This window comes from Methylobacterium sp. D48H, assembly GCF_053345715.1.
This window is the reverse complement of record NZ_JBKFAP010000037.1, coordinates 1-16,767: the sequence shown is the minus strand read 5'-3', so window position 1 is coordinate 16,767 and position 16,767 is coordinate 1. Positions and strand designations below refer to the sequence as shown.

Sequence of the window (16,767 nt, the reverse complement as noted above, 5' to 3'; positions counted from 1 at the left end):
CGTGCGGGAGAGGGTTGGGGTGAGGGATTAGACGCTCCAGGATCGAGCGCCGTCGTCGCGCTGTCTTGGACGAGACTTCTCCGGAGAGGTCGCACCCCTCACCCTGTCCCTCTCCCGCACGGGAGAGGGGACCCGCGCCCGGTCCGGAAGCCGCGGTGCCGTGGTCGATACGTGACTCGGCAAGCCCGCAGAGGGGGAGGGGACCGTCGTCACCCGCCAAATCCCTCCCTCAGCCCGCGACGACACGCGCACCCGGAATCCCCGATGCTGCTCACCCTCGACATCCTGACCACGGCGGCGATCCTGTTCATCGTCGCGATCGGCCTCCTGGCGATCTTCGGCGTGCTCAAGATCATCAACTTCGCCCACGGGGCGTGGCTGACGGTCGGCGCCTACTGCGCGGTGGTGACCGCCCGGCTCGGGCTCAATCCGTGGCTCGCCCTGCCGCTCGCCTTCGTCGTCGGCGCGGCGCTCGGCGGGCTCGCCGAGCACTTCATCATCCGCCCGCTCTACCGGCGGCCGCTGGACGCGATCCTCGCCACCTGGGGGCTCGGCATCGTGGTCGGGCAGCTCATCACCCTGGCCTTCGGCCGGGACGTCCAGCTCACCCCGAACCTCTACGCCGGCACCGTCGCGTTCCTCGGCGTCGACTACTCGGCCTACCGCCTCGTGGCGCTCGGCATCGCGCTGGCGATCGGCACGCTGTTCGCGCTCACCATCGAGCGGACCCGGCTCGGCCTCTCGGCCCGGGCGGTGATCATGAACGAGACCCTGGCGCGCAGCCTCGGCATCGACACGGGGCGCGTGCGCCTCGTCGTGTTCATGCTCGGCGCCGGCTTCGCGGGCCTCGCCGGCGTCCTGCTGACGCCGCTCACCAGCGTCGACCCCAACATGGGCGTCTCCTGGCTGATCGGCGCCTTCATGCTGGTGATGGTCGCCGACGCCTCGTACCTGGCGCTCGCGGCGGCCTGCCTGGTCTTCGGGGCCGCGCAGGTCCTGATCAGCACCTTCGTGAGCCCGATCCTGGGCAGCATCGCCGTCGCGGTGCTCGCCGCCCTCGTGCTGCGGATCAGCCCGAAAGGTTTCTCCCGTGCTTGAGACCCTGCCCGCCACCGAGCCCGCCACCGAGCGCGCCGCCGCGGCGCCCCGCGGACGCCGCCTGTCCCGCGCCGCGCCCTTCGTGGTCGCGGGCCTGGCGGCGCTGGCCCTCTGGATCGCGCCGCTCGTCCTCGACACCTTCGCGGTCAACGTCCTGACCCGCTCGATGATCTACGCGGTGCTGGCCGTCACGGTGGACCTGCTCTGGGGCTTCGCGGGGATCCTGACCTTCGGCCAGGCGGCGTTCTTCGGCATCGGCGCCTACGCCACCGCGATGATCCTCGCCGCCTACGGGGCGACGCCGCTCGGGATCGCCGCGGCCATCGCGGCGGCGCTCGTCGCGCCGGCCCTGCTCGGCCTCGCGGTCGGCTGGCTGTCCTTCTACCACCGCTCGACCCCGCTCTACGCCTCGGTGATCTCGCTCGTCGTCCCGATCGTCGTCGTGCAGCTCATCTACGCGGGCGGGGAATGGACCGGCTCCAGCAGCGGCCTCGTCGGCTTCGACGTGCTGCCCTTCGAGACCGAGGGCTATTTCCGCCTCGCGGCCCTGTTCCTGATCGCCGTCACGCTGGCGGCCTGGATCCTGGTCCGGGCCGATGCCGGCCGCGCCCTCGTGGCGCTCCGGGACAACGAGGCGCGCTGCGCCTATCTCGGCCTCAACCCGCGGCGCCTGCAGATCCGGCTCACCGCGGCGCTCGCCGCGGTGGCGGGGCTCGCGGGCTTCCTGTTCGCCAACGCCTCGGGCGTGGTCGCGCCCGAGAATGCCGGCTTCCTGTTCGGCACCGAGCTGGTCATCTGGGTGGCGCTCGGCGGCCGCGGCACGCTGCTCGGCCCGGTGCTCGGCACCGTCGCGATCGACTACCTCGCGGCCAACCTCTCGGGAGACCTGCCGTTCCTCTGGCAGCTCCTCCTGGGGTCGGCCTTCGTGGTCATCATCATCCTGCTGCCGGGCGGCCTCGCCGACCTCGTCGGCCGCCTCTGGCGGGCGCTGCCGGTGGGCCGGCGGGAGCCGGCGCCGCCGCGCCTCGTCGCGCGGGCGGCCGGGACCGAGGCGGCCGGGCCGGAGGTGACCGGCACCGAGGCGACCGGGACCCCGATCCTCAAGGTCGAGAACCTCGCCAAGGCCTACGGCGCCCTGACGGTGCTGGAGGGCATCGACCTCGAGATCCGGGCGGGCGAGCTCGTCAGCCTCGTCGGGCCCAACGGCGCCGGCAAGACCACGCTGATGCGCTGCCTCAGCGACGGCACCGAGCCGTTCAAGGGCGCGATCGCCGTCGGCGGTACGCCGATCACCGGGCTGACGCCGAACCGGATCGTCGGCCTCGGCGTCGGGCGCAAGTTCCAGGTGGCGAGCGTGTTCGAGAGCCTGTCGGTGGCCGACTGCCTCCGCCTCGCCCGGGCGTCCCACGACGGCCTGAGCCCGGTCGGGCGGGCCGGGACGCTGGGCCTGCCGCAGCCGGCCCTCGACGTCCTGCGCATGACCGGCCTCGACCGCCAGCTGACGCAGCCGACGCGCCTCCTGTCCCACGGCCAGAAGCAGGCGCTGGAGCTCGCCATGGTGGTGGCGCTGGAGCCGCGACTGATCCTGCTCGACGAGCCCACCGCGGGCCTGACCAAGGCCGAGCGCACCACCATCGGGACCGTCCTCAAGGCGCTCACCGCCGAGGGCCGGATCGCCGCCGTGCTGGTCGAGCACGACCTCGACTTCGTGCGCGAGATCTCGTCCCGGATCGTGGTGCTGCACCAGGGCCGGCTGGTCCTGGACGGCACGGTCGAGGAAGTCGTGGGCTCCGAACTGGTCCGGACCATCTACTCGGGAGGCGCCCATGGGTGAGGCAGCACGGCGGGCAGCACGGCAGATCGCGCCGGCGGGGGCCGCCCTCGCCCTCGACCGGGTGTCGAGCGGCTACGGCGCCGTCGCCATCGTCAAGGACGTGTCCCTGTCGGTCGGGCCGGGGGAGATCGTGGCGCTGCTCGGCAAGAACGGCATGGGCAAGACCACGCTGCTCAAGACCGTCCTGGGCATGGTGGCCCTGCGCGGCGGCGCCATCACGGTCGGGGGCCAGGCGCTCGCCGGCCTCACGCCGGCCAAGCTCAACGCGCTCGGCGTCGGCTACGCGCCGCAGGAGCAGCCCCTGTTCCAGGACCTGTCGATCCGCGACAACCTGCGCCTCGCGGTACCCTCCGACCGGATGCTGCCGGAGGCGCTGGAGCGGCTGTTCGGCCATTTCCCATTTCTGAAGGACCGGCTGGCCCAGCGGGCCGGCACGCTCTCCGGGGGCGAGCAGAAGATGCTGATCCTCGGGCGCGCCCTGATGCTGCGCCCGCGCCTCCTGCTGATCGACGAGATCTCCGAGGGCGTGCAGCCGTCCATGGTCGAGCGCCTGCGCGGCGTGCTCCAGGCCGAGCGGGCCGCGGGCGTGTCCATGCTGGTGGTGGAGCAGCACGTCGCCTTCGCGCTGGCGCTCGCCGACCGCTACGCGGTGCTCAAGCTCGGCGAGATCGTCGACAGCGGGGCCGCCCAGGCGCCGGACGCGCGGGCACGCGTCATCGATCATCTGGCGGTGTGAGGTCTGCCCGGATCCACCACCGTCATCGCGAGCGCAGCGAAGCGACCCAGGGTCGCGCCACGCTCCCGGACGGGGCGCTGCTGGATTGCTTCGCTGCGCTCGCAAAGACGGCGGTGGATCGGGAGCAGGGAGGAGGAAGCCGTAAGCGCATGAGAGAACTCAACACCTTCTCGATCGCCGCCCGCTGCCCGCGGACCGGCCAGCTCGGCGTCGCGGTGGCGAGCGCCGTCCCGGCGGTGGGCGGCCTGTGCCCGTTCCTCAGGGCCGGGATCGGGGCCGTCACCACCCAGTCCTGGGTGAATCCCTACCTCGCCGCCCGCATCCTCGACGGGCTGGCCGGCGGCCAGGATCCCGACGCCGCGCTGGCGGCTGCCCTCGCCACCGACGACCGGCCGGACCTGCGCCAGCTCGGCCTCGTCGACCGGCAGGGGCGGGCCGCCGCCTGGACCGGCGCCGGCTGCACGCCGGCGGCCGGTCACCGCACCGGGGCCGGCTACGCCGCGCAGGGCAACATGCTCGCCGGGCCGGGCGTGGTCGACGCCATGGCGGAGGCCTTCGAGGGGAGCGCCGCCCAGGATCTCGACGAGCGGCTGATGCGCGCCCTGGAGGCCGGCGACGCGGCCGGCGGCGACCGGCGCGGCAAGCAGTCGGCGGCGCTCAAGATCGTCGCCGGCGAGGATTACCTGCACCTCGACCTGCGGGTCGACGAGCACGCCGAGCCCGTGGCCGAGCTGCGCCGCGTTCTCCTGGTCGCCCGCCGTCAGCTCGTGCCGTTCGTGGCCGGCATGCCGCGGAAGGACGGCCCGGCCGGCGCCCTGCCGGACGACGTCGTGGCGATGCTGCTCAGGCCCCCCGCCGAGCGGCCGGGCGCCGCCGGGGATGCAGCCCCCGACCTCCTGCGCGACGTCGTCGGCCTACGCCAGGAGCCCCGGCGGGTCGCGCACCTGCTGGCCCAGTTCGCGCCGGTGCTCGCCGAGATCGCGCGGCTCCGCGACCTCGACCTCGCGGACATCCACCCGCCGGTCGTGTTCGATCCGACGCTCCCCTACCGCCGGGTGCCCCATGACGACCGCCGCGACTGACCCCCTCTGGCAAGCCCCGATCACCGAGCTCGCGCGGCGGATCGCGGCGCGGGAGCTGTCGAGCGCCGAGCTCGTCGGCGCCAGCCTCGACCGGATCGCGCGCCTCGACGGCGCCCTGAACAGCGTCGTCCACCTCGCGCCCGCGGCCCTCGACGCCGCGCGCGCGGCCGATGCCGAGATCGCCCGGACGGGGCCGCGCGGCCCGCTCCACGGCATCCCGATCGCCGTCAAGGACAACTACACCACCGCCGACATGCCGACCCGGGCCGGCACGGCGGTGGAGGCCCTGACCTTCCCGGCGGCCGACAGCCACGCCGTGGCGCGGCTGCGGGCGGCCGGCGCGGTGATCCTCGGCAAGACGCGGATGCACGAATTCGCCTGGGGCATGGTCACGCCGCCGACGCGCAACCCCTGGGACCCCGACCGGGTGCCCGGCGGCTCCAGCGGCGGCTCGGGCGCGGCGGTCGCGGCCCGCCTCTGCCCGGCCGCGCTCGGCTCGGACACGGGCGGCTCGATCCGGATCCCGGCCGCCCTGTGCGGGATCGTCGGCCTCAAGCCGACCTACGGCCGGGTCGGCCGGTCGGGGATCGTGCCGCATTCCTGGTCCCTCGACCATGCCGGGCCGCTGACCCTGACGGTGGCCGATTCCGCCCTGATGCTGCAGGCGCTCGCCGGCCCGGATCCCGGCGATCCCGCGGCCAGCGCGGCCCCGGTCCCCGACTACACGGCCGGGCTCGACCGGCCGATCCGGGGCCTGCGGGTCGCGGTGATCCGCAACCACTTCTTCGACGCAATCGACGACGACGTCGCCGCCGGCGTCGAGGCGGCGCTCCGCTTCCTCGAAGACCGGGGCTGCGCGGTGCGCGACGTCGCGGTGCCGTCCCTGCGCCACGGCCTCGGCGCCATCTACGCCATCGAGCTCGCCTCCTCGACCGCCTACCACGACCGCAGCCTCGCCCGGGGCCACGTGGCGGGCTTCGCCGCCGACGTCCGCGACCTCGTGGAGATGGGCCGCTTCGTGACCGGGCCGGACTACCTGCGGGCCGAGCAGGTGCGGGCCCTGATCATGGACGAGATGGCCGCCGTCCTGGCCGAGGCCGACGTGATCGTCGGCCCGGCCTCGCCGCTGACCGCGTGGCGGACGGACGAGTCCGCGGTGACGCTCGGCGGGCGCGCGGAGAGCGTGCTGGCGGCCTCCTGGCGCCTGACCTACCCGTTCAACCTCGCGGGCCTGCCCGCCATCGCGCTGCCCTGCGGCTTCGACCGGCGCGGCCTGCCGATCAGCCTCCAGATCGCCGCCCGGCCCTTCGCCGAGGCCGAGATCCTGCGCGTCGCCCACCAGTACGAGCAGGCGCACGCGTGGTGGTCCCGGGTGCCGCCCCTGGCCGGCTGAGGCGCCGCCCCGGTCCCGCGAAGCTGTGCGGGACCGGGGCGGTCGATTGTACGCAACCAATACCGTGCGGTATCGCGAATATCCGTGTGATCTACCGATCAATGCGCGCGGAACCCTTTCTCCGCCGCTGCCGTTGCTGGCTTCGATTGAAGTCAGGAGGCCAACCATGCGGACCATCATTCTCTCGGGCGCCCTGTTCGCGGCCCTGTGCGGCGCGGCGAGCGCCGAGGAGACCACCGTCATCCGCCGCGACGGGCCCGCCGTCGTCGACCACCGCGACACCGTCGTCGAGAAGCGCGAGGTCACCACCGGCAGCGTCGATTGCGGTTCGAAGACCGTCCACAAGGAGGACGGCATGGGCAACTCCAAGACCGTCCACAAGGAAGGCTGCAACTGATCCTCGGCGGACAGCCGCGCCCTGACGACCCTGGAGATCTCAGCATGACCAACAAGCTTCTTCTGTCGCTGGCGACGGCCGGCCTCCTCGCCCTCCCGGTGGCCGCCCAGGCGCAGGGCACCCTGCGGGGCGCGGCCGAGGGTGCGGCGGTCGGCGCCGACGCGGCCGGCCCGGTCGGCGGCATCGTCGGCGGCGCGGTCGGCGCGGCGACCGGCACGGTGGGCGGCATCCTGGGCGTCGACGACCGCCCGCGGTTCCGCAGCTACGTCCGCGACCGCGGCGTGCGCTCGTACAGCTGGGGCGGCCCGGTCCGGGTCGGCACCGTGCTGCCGGAGGACAGCGTCACCTACTACGACGTGCCCACCGAGTACCGGGTGCGGCCGGGCTACCGCTACACCATCGTGAACGACCAGCCCGTCCTGGTCGATCGCGGGCACCGCATCGTCGAAGTCATCGACTGAGGGGGCGGGGCGCCGGTTCGTCCGGCGCCTTCCGGCATCGTGACGCCTCCCGAACCGCAGTGAAGGATCGGGAGACCTCGCCGTCTTTGCGAGCGCAGCGAAGCAATCCAGGGTCGCGCAGCATCGGCAAGCGTGGCGCCGACTGGATTGCTTCGCTGCGCTCGCAAGGACGGCCGACGCACGGATATCCCTGAGCGCGCGTCAGCTCCGCAGGAGTGCCGCCTCGGGCAGATGCAGCGTGATCCGGTACTCGGCGGCGTCGTGGCTGCGCGTCACGGTCGCTTCGAGCTGGCGCAGGGACATCTCCACCAGCATCGTCCCGAAACCTCGTCCGGGCCTCGGCTCCGGGACACGGGCCATCCGCTCGCACCAGTCCAGGACGAGTCCCGCCTCCTGCCGGTCCCAGGTGACCGACAGCGCGCCGTCGTCGGCCCCGAGCGCGCCGTACTTCACCGAGTTCGTCGCCCACTCGTGCAGGATCATCGCCAGCGACGACACGTGCCGCCAGTTGATCGCCACGAGGGGGCCCTCGATCACCGTGGGGACGTGGTCGCGGTACGGGCGCAGGGTCGCGCCGATCAGGCCCGCGAGGTCGCTCATGCCCTGGCCGTCGGACGGGTCGGCCAGGGAATGCGCCCGCCCGAGCGCCGAGATGCGGTCGCGCATGTCGGTGGCGAAGACGCCGATCTCCCGGTGCGTGCGGGCGCCCGCCGAGATCATGCCGCCGATGATCGCGAACAGGTTCTTCACCCGGTGGTTCATCTCCCGCAGCATCAGGTCGCGGGTCTCGGCGAGCGCGTATTCGGGCGACACGTCGATGCAGACGCCGACGATCCGCTTCCGGTCGCCGCTCCGGGTCAGGCGCCCGTAGCTGCGGATGTGCCGCGGCGCGTGGTCGGCGGCGCGCACGCGGATGCGCGCTTCGAACTCGTTTAGCCCGTGCGCCGCCTGGGCGAGCGCCGCCTCGAAACCGGGACGGTCCTCGGGCAGCACGCTGGCCGCCAGGGAGGCGGTGGGGTGCGGGGTGTCGGGAGCGAGGCCGAACATCGTGCCGGCAATGCTGTCGACCACGACGGTCCCGGCATCGGGGCTGTACTCCCAGACGCCGATGCCCCCGGCCTTCACGGCCAGCTCCAGCCGCTCGCGCTCCGCGGCGAGCTGGCGCTCCAGCGACAGCGCCTCGGTGATGTCGGTGAGCACCAGCGTGGCGCCGTCGACGCTGCCGTTCTGCAGGCGGTAGGGCAGGACGCGCAGCGAGAGCGTGCGCTCCCCGTCCCGGGTGGCGACGCGCCGCTGGATCACCGAGCCGCCGGCGCAGACCTCCTGGGCATCGTGCAGGTACTCGTGCCCGGCGAGCCGGCTCGACACGTCGGCGAGGGGGCGGCCGCGATCGCCCGGCTGCAGCGGGAAGATCGCGGTGGCCGACGTGGTGAAGCTGCGCACCTTCAGCTCGCGGTCGAGCACCACGACGGCGAGGTCGGTGGATTCGAAGAAGTTGCGCAGGTCGGCATTGGCGATGGTGAGCTGCTCGACCTTGGTCTTCAGCTCGTCGTTGACCGTGGAGAGCTCCTCGTTCGTCGACTGGAGCTCCTCGTTCATCGACATCATTTCTTCGTTGGAGCTCTTCAGCTCCTCGTTCGTCGTCTCCAGCTCCTCGACCGCCGAGCGCAGCTTGTAGCGCGTGCGCAGCAGCTCCTCTTCCAGCGCCTCGACGTGGTCGCCGCCGGCATCCATCTCGATCAGGTCGAGGTCGTCCGCCGCCCGGAAGGCGCCGGTGTCGCGCAGGACCAGGAGCATCGAGCCGTCGGGCAGGGGATCGCAGATCAGCTCCACCGGCTGGACGCCGTATTCCGAGCGGATCTCCACGTCGCGCACGACCACGCGCTTGCGGGCGTCGCGGGTCTGGCGGAGCAGTGGGCCGATGACGTCGCGCAGGCCCGGGCGCGCGAGGGTGATCGCGCTGGTGCCGCCGGTCCGGGTCACCGGGAAGTCGAAGTAGCGGCTCAGGCGCCCGTAGGCGGCGATGATGCCGCCATCCTCGTTGAGCACCATGCTGGGCGGGGCGTAGCGCTCCATGACGCGGCGCACCGCCACGGTCTCGTCGGCGATCGAGGGCTCGCCGCGGCGCTCCTCGCGGCCGCCGCGCCGGACCTCGCCCCGGCGCGCGCTCCCGGGCAGGTCGATCGGGTATTGCGGCGCGCCCGGCGGCCGCTCGAACAGGCGGGCGTGCTGGTCGATGACGGGGAAGAGGTGCTCGAAGCGGCTGACGCTCTCCGAGGGGCCGAGGAACAGGTAGCCCCCCGGCCGGACCGCGTAGTGGAACAGCGGCACCACCGATTGCTGGAGGCGCTCGTCGAAGTAGATCAGCAGGTTGCGGCAGGACAGGAGGTCGACCCGCGAGAAGGGCGGGTCCTTGACCAGGCTGTGGCTGGAGAAGCGGATCAGGTCGCGGATCTCGGCCGCGACGGTGAAGCGCTCGGCGTGGAGGACGACGTAGCGCTCCCGCAGATGGGCCGGGATGTCGGCGAGCGCGGCGGCCGGGTAGGTCGCCTCCCGGGCGATCTGGAGCATGCGCTCGTCGATGTCGGTGGCGAAGATCTGGACCGCCAGCGGCACGCCGAGGCGGCGGGCGGCGTCGGCGAACAGCATGGCGATGCTGTAGGCCTCCTCGCCGCTGGAGCAGCCCGGGATCCAGACCCGGATGTCCTCCTCGGGGTCGCGGGTGCGCAGCAGGGGCTCCACCACCCGCTCCCGGAGGAGCTCGAACAGCTCGGCGTCGCGGAAGAAGCGGGTGACGTTGATGAGGAGGTCGCGGAACAGCGCCTCGCACTCGGCCTTGTCGGCCCGGACGCGGCCCAGATAGGCCCGGCCGGACTCGAGCCCGAGGACGTGCATGCGCCGCTCGACCCGCCGGACCAGGGTGGTCCGCTTGTAGCCGGAGAAGTCGTGGCCCACCGCCGCGCGGATGACCCGGCAGAGGTCGTCGATGTGGTCCGCGACGAGGCGGGCCTCGTCGTCGACGCCGTCGGTGCCGCGGCGGCGGAAGAAGCTCGTGAGGCAGTCCACGATCTCGCCCGGCGGCCGCACGAAGTCGACGAGGCTGGTCCCGACCGCCGAGAGCGGCATGCCGTCGTAGCGGGCGGTGTCGGGCTGCTGCACCACGCAGACGCCGCCGTGCTCCTTGATGGCCCGCAGGCCGGTCGTGCCGTCGGCCCCCGTGCCCGACAGGATCACGCAGGCGGCGTTGGCCTGCTGGTCGACCGCGAGCGACAGGAAGAAGTCGTCGATGGGCCGGCGCAGGCCCCGCGGCTGGACGAAGTGGGTGAGTTCGAGGACGCCGTTCTGGATGACGAGGCCGCGCCCCGGCGGGATGATGTAGACCTTGTCGCCCGCGATCCGCTCCCCGCCCTCGCACTGGAGCACCTCCAGCTCGGTCTGCCGGTCGAGGAGCTGCGCCAGCATGCTCTCGTGGTTGGGGTCGAGGTGCTGGACGATGACGAAGGCCATGCCGGTCGGCGGCCGGGCGCGCGCCAGCATCTCCCGCAGGGCCTCGAGCCCCCCCGCCGAGGCGCCGATGCCCACGACGGGCCCGGCGAAGGGCGGGGCGGTCACCGTGCCGGCGCCGTCCAGGACCTCCGAGGCCTCGCCTCCGGGGGCGTTAAGGAAATCCTGGTGCATCGAGATCCGCGAGGGTGAGCTTGGCCTGCGCGACCGTGGCGACCGTGTTGGCGATCGTCATCAGCGAGCCCTCGATGACGAGCCCACTCTCCGCAAGCGTCGGGGTCAGCCGGGACAGGGTCCGGCCGAGTTCGGTATCGTAGGCGGAAAGCAGCTCGGGTTGCGAGCGGCTGACGTCGAATTGGGATGCGAAAAGAAAGCGCACCTCGCCCGAGAGCGCCTTCAGTTTGGACATGTACAGCAGGTTGACGAAGGGCTTCCCGTCCTTGCGGAAATTCACGATCGGCGTGCGCACCGTGTCCTGACGGTCGTTCTCCAGGAAGGCGTGGATCTTGGCCCGCGCCTCCCGGTTGTCGGCGTCGCGCTGGAGGAGGCGGCAATTGCGCCCGACGACCTCCGCGCCCGTGTAGCCGGTGAGCTGGTGGAACCGCTCGTTCACCAGGAGCAGGACGTTGTCGTCGCCCGCCGCGGCCAGCGCCAGGGCGATGTGGGATTTCTCGAAGAAGGTCGTGAGTTCGGCCGGGATGGTCTGCGTGTCCACGGTAGCTTCCCTGTCGCCTCCGTTCGGCGCGGTCACGCCGGTCCGCTCCCGGGGCCGCCCGCCCGACGGGCGCCGTGCCGAGGATGCCCGCGATGGTGCCCGCGATGGTGCCCGCGAGGACGCCCTCATGGGCGCGCCGCCGCGGTATGGCAATGACGCCCGGGCCGGCGAACCCGTTCCGCGCGGGCCTGCGACGCCGTGTGCCCCGGGGGCACCGCCCGCCCGGGGCCGTCCGGATCTCAGCCCTCGCCGCCGATGATGCCGCGGATGCGGGTCGCGAGCGCCTCCAGGGCGAAGGGCTTCGTCATCACCTGCATGCCGGGGCCGAGATGGCCGTGGTTGAGGGCGGCGTTCTCGGCGTAGCCGGTGATGAACAGGACCTTCAGGTCCGGGCGGTGCTGGCGGCCGGCATCGGCCATCTGGCGGCCGTTCATGCCGCCGGGCAGGCCGACATCGGTGATGAGCATGTCGACGCGCACGTCCGACTGGAGCACCTTCAGCCCCGAGGCGCCGTCCGCCGCCTCGATCGCCGCGTAGCCGAGATCCTCCAGCACCTCGGTGACCAGCATCCGCACGGTCGGCTCGTCGTCCACCACCAGGACCGTCTCGCCCTGCTCGGCGCGGGGCGCGTGGGCGAGGTCCGGCAGGATCACCTCGGCCTCCGCCTCGCCGAGATGGCGGGGCAGGTAGAGGCAGACCATCGTGCCCTGGCCGACCTCCGAGTAGATCCGGACCTGCCCCCCGGACTGCTTGGCGAAGCCGTAGATCATCGACAGGCCGAGGCCGGTGCCCTCGCCGATCGGCTTGGTGGTGAAGAACGGGTCGAAGGCCTTGGCGACCACGTCGGGGGTCATGCCGGTGCCGTTGTCCGAGACGCAGAGCGTGACGTACTGCCCCGGCTCCAGTTCGCGCTCCTGGGCGGCCCGGTGGTCGAGCCAGCGGTTGGCGGTCTCGATGACGATGCGCCCGCCCGCCGGCATCGCGTCCCGGGCGTTGATGCACAGGTTGAGCAGCGCGTTCTCGAGCTGGCTCGGATCGACCAGCGTCGGCCACAGGCCGCCGGCCCCCACCGACTCGATCGCCACCGACGGGCCGACCGTCCGGCGCACGAGCTCCATCATGCCCTCGACCAGGCGGTTCGCGTCCGTCGGCTTCGGGTCGAGGGTCTGGCGGCGCGAGAAGGCCAGCAGGCGGTGGGTCAGGGCGGCGGCGCGCTTGGCCGCGCCCTGCGCCGCGCCGATGTAGCGGTCGAGGTCGCCGACCCGCCCCTGCAGCATCCGGGTCTGCATCAATTCCAGCGAGCCGACGATGCCAGCCAGCATGTTGTTGAAGTCGTGGGCGAGCCCGCCGGTGAGCTGGCCGACCGCCTCCATCTTCTGCGACTGGCGCAGGGCCTCCTCGGCGCGCATCAGCTCGGCCGTCCGCTCGGCGACCCGCTGCTCCAGGGTCTCGTTGAGGCTGCGCAGCGCCGCGGCGACGCGGTCCCGCTCCGCCTCGACGGCGCGGCGCTCGTCCACGTCGATCAGGACCCCGGGGAAGCTCAGGGGCGTGCCGTCGGGCGCGTGGTCGACGCGGCCGTTGGCCTCCAGCCAGTAGTAGCGCCCGTCCGCCCGGCGGACCCGGTACTGGTGCGCGTAGGCGCCGCCCCGGGCCATGGCCGCGTTGATGGCCGCGGCCAGCCCGGGCTGGTCGTCCGGATGCACGGTCGCGACGATCTGGGCGAGCGGGATGCCGTCCCGGCCCAGCGCCGGGTCGAGGCCGAAGCTGCGGGCGAAGCCCTCGTCGACCGTGAACCGGTCGCTCGGCAGGTCCCAGTGCCACGTGCCGATGATGGCGCCGGCCGCGAGGGCGAGCTGCACGCGCTCGATGTTGGTCCGGGCGAGCGCCTCGCTGGCGCGCAGGGCGTCCTCCGCCTGCCGGCGCGCGGTGATGTCCCGGAACAGCACCGAGACCTGGCGCCGGCTCGCCGGCCCGATCCGGGCGGCCGAGACGTCGATGAAGCGGTCGGCCTGGGCGAAGAAGCGCTCGAACCGGATCGGGATCCCGGTGCGGAGCACGCCGCCGTAGAGCTCGAGCCAGGCCTCCGCGTCCTCGGCCGACACGAGGTCGCGCAGCGTCCGCCCGACGATGCCGGCGATGCCGGTGTGGCGCTCGTAGCCGGGATTGGCCTCGACGTGGACGTAGTCGCTGAGCGGGCCGTGCGGGCCGTCGAAGAACTCGATGATGCAGAAGCCGTCGTCGATGGCCTCGAACAGCGTCCGGTAGCGCTCCTCGCCGGCGCGCAGGGCGTCGCGGGCCTCGCGCTGCTCGGTGATGTCGCGCGCGACCCCGGAGAACCGCACCGGCCGCCCCGCGGCGTCGCGCTCGATCTCCCCCTGCCGGGCGATCCAGCGGATCTCGCCGGTATCCGGCCGCCGGATCCGGTAGGCGACGTCCCGCGGGGCGTCGCCGCGGCTCCGGCTCGCCGCCGTCGAGACGAGGGCTTGGTCCTCCGGCAGGATCAGCGCCTCGACCAGCTCGGCCGGGTAGGTGTCGCGCTCCGGCAGGCCGTAGAGCCGGCAGAATTGCGGGGTCGGGTGCAGGAGCCCGTCCGCGACCCCCACGGTGAACAGGCCGATCCCGCCGGCCTCCTGCGCCCGCAGCAGGCGCGCCTCGGCCTCCCGGAGGGCGAGGCCGGCCCCGGACAGGTCGGCGGGGGGCTGCGGGAGCGTCGGGGCGTCCGCCTCAGCGCCGGTGGCGGCCGCCCGCGCCCGGAGCCCGGCGGCCTCCGCCTCCAGCGCGCGGGCGCGCCGCAGGAGCGCCTCGGTCCCCGTCTCGTCCACGCTCAGCGCCCGTGCGTCGCGATGGACTCCCCCGCCGGCCGCGCGGGGCGGTCGGGGCGGATCGCCGAAATCGGGAGGGCGGGGGATACGGGCACGGGGCTGGCGCTGCGACAGAGGGGCGGGGCGTGGGCGCCTTCTGCCGGAAACGGACCTGGGACGCCACGGGACCGGACCATAACGCGCGGAAACCGCTAAGGCTGCGTCGGCCGGCTCGCCGGCGAGACCGGCGGGCGCGCCCGCCCGGGGCGACGGGGGCCGCCGGCTACGGCTCGGCGAGGCGGCAGGTGGCGCTGCTCGCGCGGGGCCAGCCGTAGTAGATCGTCTCGGCCTGCACGTCGGCGAGGCTCACGACCTCCGGCACCGAGGCCTGCTGCGTGTCGAGCACCGTCCCGCCGGCCCCCGTGAAGGTGCAGAGCACGGTCACGTTCGTCGCGAGGTCCGGGCCGGTGTTGCGCAGGTTGACCATCGCCCGCTGCGGCTCGTGCGAGTCCGGCGGCGTGTGCAGCCGGGTCTCCCGCAGGACCAGGGCGGCGTCGGCCCGCGCCGGCGGGGCGAACGCGACGATCAGGCCGGCAGCCAGGAAGGCGCCGGCCCACCGCGACGACTGCATCCTGCGCATGGTCGGTCCATCCTCTCCTCGTGCCGGGCCTCGGTGCCGGATCCCGATACAGGGTCCCGGGCCCGGCACCCGCCTCGATCCAACTTGTAACCCGGGATCCGGGTTCTCCGTCAGCCGCGGCGCGCCCGACGCTAGGCCCCCCTGGGACCGGGCCGATCCATCCTCAGTTGCGCAGCGGCTCGGCGTCGATCTGCATCCGGTAGATCGTCGTCGGGAACTTGACCGTCGAGGCCGCGCCGCCGCTCATCGCCGGCGTGCGGTTCATCTGCGCCGCCGGGATCCACAGGCCGCCCTGCTCGTCGATCCACATCGCGTCGACCCAGACGAGCCGCGGGTCCTGCACCAGCGTGCTCACGGTCCCGTCCGGCGCGATCTTGAGGATCCGCAGGCCGTCCGTGTCGCTCGCGTAGATGGTGCCGCCAGCGTCGATGGCGGTGCCCCCCGTCGCCACCGTGGCGGCGTGGAGCTTCACGTGCCGGGCGCGCTCGTCGTCGCTCACGGCCGCGTCGTCGAGGTACCGGGTCTCGATGCTGTAGAGCGGCCCGGTGCACGCTTGGTAGTAGAAGGTCTTGCCGTCCGGCGAGACTTCCAGCTGGTCGGCGTGGATGAAGAGCAGCTTGTCCTTGTCGTCCCGGAGCACCCGGCCCTGGCCGGTCAGCGGGCGCTGCGCGATCGTCGACCAGTGTCCGTCGAGCACCCGCCGGAGGCCGCCGGTCTCGCGGTCGAGGACGATCAGCCCGGGCTGGCCGGCATCCGTCAGGTAGATGTGGCCGCCGTTGAACCGGAAATCGTCGATGAAGCTCTTCTCGGTGGTCGCCGCCTGCAGCGGGTAGACCCTGCGCACGGCGTTCGTGGCGAGGTCGATCTGCACGAGCTTCGGGCCGCCCGGCAGCGGCGCCGCGCCCATGCCGGGCGCGCCCTTGTCGACCACCCAGAGGTCCCCGTCCGGGCCGATCCGGATGGCGTTGACCGCCACGAAGGCCTTGGCCGGGTCGTCGCCCGTCTTCCAGGCGTTCCAGGCCGCGTCGGGGTACGGGACCGCCTTGCCGTCCCGCCACTCGCCGAGCTCGATCCCCTTGTCCTGGCTCTGCCGCTGGAACGGCGAGAACAGCCGGCCGTCCGCGGACCGGGTGATGCCGTTGAAGACGAGGTCGTTCGACTCCACCATCGGCTTCAGGGCGTCGGACCCGGCCGGCGCCTCGGCGGCGCGGCCGGGTGCGCCGAGGCCGGCGGCCAGCAGGAGGGCGAGGAGCGTGGCGCGCATGGTGGGTTCCCGGTCCGGCGGTGAGGCGTCTCGCCCGGTAAGCCCGCGGGGCGCGCGGTGTTCCGGTCCGGTCCCATCGGCCGCAGTCGTGAGGCCGGCGCGGGTCCGGCGCGGGTCCGTTCCGGGGACGCCTGCGACGCTTCGCCGGGGCTGGATCCGGCCGAGAACAGAACATATAGTGAACACAGGGTGAGCGCCGCGCGGGGTGGCCGAGGAGGAGCGAGGGATGGCCAAGTACCGGTTCCACTGCACCAACGGCCTCGAATGCGTGTTCGACGCCCGCGGCACCGAGGTCCGCGCGACGGCGCGCCTCGTCGACCGCGCCCGCAAGGTCGCCTCCGACGTGCGGCGCTCGCTGGCCAACCGCACCGACTGGGCCGAGTGGCGGGTGAGCGTGCACGACCTCTCGGGCCGGCGGGTCCTGGTGCAGCCCTTCGTGCAGCCCTTCGAGAAGGCGTCGGGTCGCGCCAGGGCGGCCTGAATGGCGACGCCGATCAGGACGGTCGCGCAGGGGTCCGGTGCCGCGGCCGCGGAGCCGGATCAGACGATCCGCCCCCTGAGCCTTGCCGAGTTCATCGGTCAGCGCGCGGCGCGGGCGAACATGCAGGTGTTCATCGAGGCGGCGAGGAAGACCGGGCAGGCGCTCGACCACGTGCTGTTCGTCGGGCCGCCCGGGCTCGGCAAGACCACGCTCGCCCAGATCGTGGCGCGCGAGCTCGGCGTGAACTTCCGCTCGACCTCCGGGCCGGTGATCGCCAAGGCCGGGGATCTGGCCGCCCAGCTCACCAACCTGGAGGAGCGCGACGTCCTGTTCATCGACGAGATCCACCGGCTCAACCCGG

The 16,767-nt window shown here is 73.2% G+C and carries 14 protein-coding genes; 9 read left to right on the top strand and 5 right to left on the bottom strand.

Annotated elements, in window-relative coordinates:
- The first annotated feature begins 264 nt into the window (after positions 1-264).
- From ACLBX8_RS29400 to ACLBX8_RS29370, 7 genes are all read left to right on the top strand, one after another.
- Entirely contained in the window at positions 265-1,098 is an 834-nt protein-coding gene (locus ACLBX8_RS29400; RefSeq protein ID WP_020096060.1) for a branched-chain amino acid ABC transporter permease, read from the top strand.
- Complete coding sequence (locus tag ACLBX8_RS29395) at positions 1,091-2,932, top strand: branched-chain amino acid ABC transporter ATP-binding protein/permease (protein ID WP_447716235.1); 1,842 nt, start codon at positions 1,091-1,093, stop codon at positions 2,930-2,932. The genes ACLBX8_RS29400 and ACLBX8_RS29395 overlap by 8 nt, the downstream gene beginning before the upstream one ends.
- A complete protein-coding gene (locus ACLBX8_RS29390) occupies positions 2,925-3,668 on the top strand; it encodes an ABC transporter ATP-binding protein (RefSeq protein ID WP_091683238.1) in 744 nt (247 codons plus the stop codon). Before ACLBX8_RS29395 ends, ACLBX8_RS29390 begins: the two co-directional genes overlap by 8 nt.
- A 149-nt stretch (positions 3,669-3,817) precedes the next feature.
- Positions 3,818-4,750 (top strand): DUF1028 domain-containing protein, encoded by a 933-nt coding sequence (locus ACLBX8_RS29385; protein ID WP_447700852.1) that lies wholly within the window; start codon positions 3,818-3,820, stop codon positions 4,748-4,750.
- A complete protein-coding gene (locus ACLBX8_RS29380; RefSeq protein WP_447700853.1) occupies positions 4,731-6,143 on the top strand; it encodes an amidase in 1,413 nt (470 codons plus the stop codon). The genes ACLBX8_RS29385 and ACLBX8_RS29380 overlap by 20 nt, the downstream gene beginning before the upstream one ends.
- 166 nt (positions 6,144-6,309) lie before the next feature.
- A complete protein-coding gene (locus tag ACLBX8_RS29375) occupies positions 6,310-6,540 on the top strand; it encodes a hypothetical protein (RefSeq protein WP_020096055.1) in 231 nt (76 codons plus the stop codon).
- A 44-nt stretch (positions 6,541-6,584) separates the two neighbouring features.
- On the top strand, positions 6,585-7,001 hold the full coding sequence (locus tag ACLBX8_RS29370; RefSeq protein ID WP_447700854.1) for a DUF1236 domain-containing protein: 417 nt from the start codon (positions 6,585-6,587) through the stop codon (positions 6,999-7,001).
- A gap of 201 nt (positions 7,002-7,202) precedes the next feature.
- Here ACLBX8_RS29370 and ACLBX8_RS29365 read toward each other — a convergent pair whose 3' ends face one another.
- The 5 genes from ACLBX8_RS29365 to ACLBX8_RS29345 form a co-directional block, all read right to left on the bottom strand.
- Entirely contained in the window at positions 7,203-10,679 is a 3,477-nt protein-coding gene (locus ACLBX8_RS29365; protein ID WP_447716234.1) for a CheR family methyltransferase, read from the bottom strand.
- Positions 10,660-11,220, bottom strand: coding sequence for a PAS domain-containing protein (locus ACLBX8_RS29360; RefSeq protein WP_331297618.1), 561 nt, complete (start codon positions 11,218-11,220; stop codon positions 10,660-10,662). Before ACLBX8_RS29360 ends, ACLBX8_RS29365 begins: the two co-directional genes overlap by 20 nt.
- 239 nt (positions 11,221-11,459) lie before the next feature.
- Positions 11,460-14,042 (bottom strand): PAS domain-containing protein, encoded by a 2,583-nt coding sequence (locus ACLBX8_RS29355; RefSeq protein ID WP_447716233.1) that lies wholly within the window; start codon positions 14,040-14,042, stop codon positions 11,460-11,462.
- A gap of 262 nt (positions 14,043-14,304) precedes the next feature.
- Positions 14,305-14,661: a hypothetical protein gene (locus tag ACLBX8_RS29350; protein WP_091981479.1), complete on the bottom strand. Its 357-nt coding sequence runs from the start codon at positions 14,659-14,661 to the stop codon at positions 14,305-14,307.
- Positions 14,662-14,824: 163 nt separating this feature from the next.
- Entirely contained in the window at positions 14,825-15,925 is a 1,101-nt protein-coding gene (locus ACLBX8_RS29345) for an SMP-30/gluconolactonase/LRE family protein (RefSeq protein WP_091683246.1), read from the bottom strand.
- A gap of 226 nt (positions 15,926-16,151) precedes the next feature.
- Between ACLBX8_RS29345 and ACLBX8_RS29340 the strand changes: the two genes are divergently transcribed.
- Together ACLBX8_RS29340 and ACLBX8_RS29335 are read left to right on the top strand one after the other, a co-directional pair.
- Entirely contained in the window at positions 16,152-16,406 is a 255-nt protein-coding gene (locus ACLBX8_RS29340) for a DUF6894 family protein (protein WP_020096048.1), read from the top strand.
- The coding region (locus ACLBX8_RS29335) for an AAA family ATPase (RefSeq protein WP_447716232.1) at positions 16,407-16,767 on the top strand (361 nt) is incomplete at its 3' end. It abuts the gene before it with no gap.

Coding starts and splice junctions, on each gene's coding strand:
- ACLBX8_RS29400 (WP_020096060.1), top strand. CDS start 265: ATGCTGCTCACCCTCGACATCCTGACCACGGCGGCGATCCTGTTCATC.
- ACLBX8_RS29390 (WP_091683238.1), top strand. CDS start 2,925: ATGGGTGAGGCAGCACGGCGGGCAGCACGGCAGATCGCGCCGGCGGGG.
- ACLBX8_RS29385 (WP_447700852.1), top strand. CDS start 3,818: ATGAGAGAACTCAACACCTTCTCGATCGCCGCCCGCTGCCCGCGGACC.
- ACLBX8_RS29380 (WP_447700853.1), top strand. CDS start 4,731: ATGACGACCGCCGCGACTGACCCCCTCTGGCAAGCCCCGATCACCGAG.
- ACLBX8_RS29375 (WP_020096055.1), top strand. CDS start 6,310: ATGCGGACCATCATTCTCTCGGGCGCCCTGTTCGCGGCCCTGTGCGGC.
- ACLBX8_RS29370 (WP_447700854.1), top strand. CDS start 6,585: ATGACCAACAAGCTTCTTCTGTCGCTGGCGACGGCCGGCCTCCTCGCC.
- ACLBX8_RS29365 (WP_447716234.1), bottom strand. CDS start 10,679: ATGCACCAGGATTTCCTTAACGCCCCCGGAGGCGAGGCCTCGGAGGTC.
- ACLBX8_RS29350 (WP_091981479.1), bottom strand. CDS start 14,661: ATGCGCAGGATGCAGTCGTCGCGGTGGGCCGGCGCCTTCCTGGCTGCC.
- ACLBX8_RS29345 (WP_091683246.1), bottom strand. CDS start 15,925: ATGCGCGCCACGCTCCTCGCCCTCCTGCTGGCCGCCGGCCTCGGCGCA.
- ACLBX8_RS29340 (WP_020096048.1), top strand. CDS start 16,152: ATGGCCAAGTACCGGTTCCACTGCACCAACGGCCTCGAATGCGTGTTC.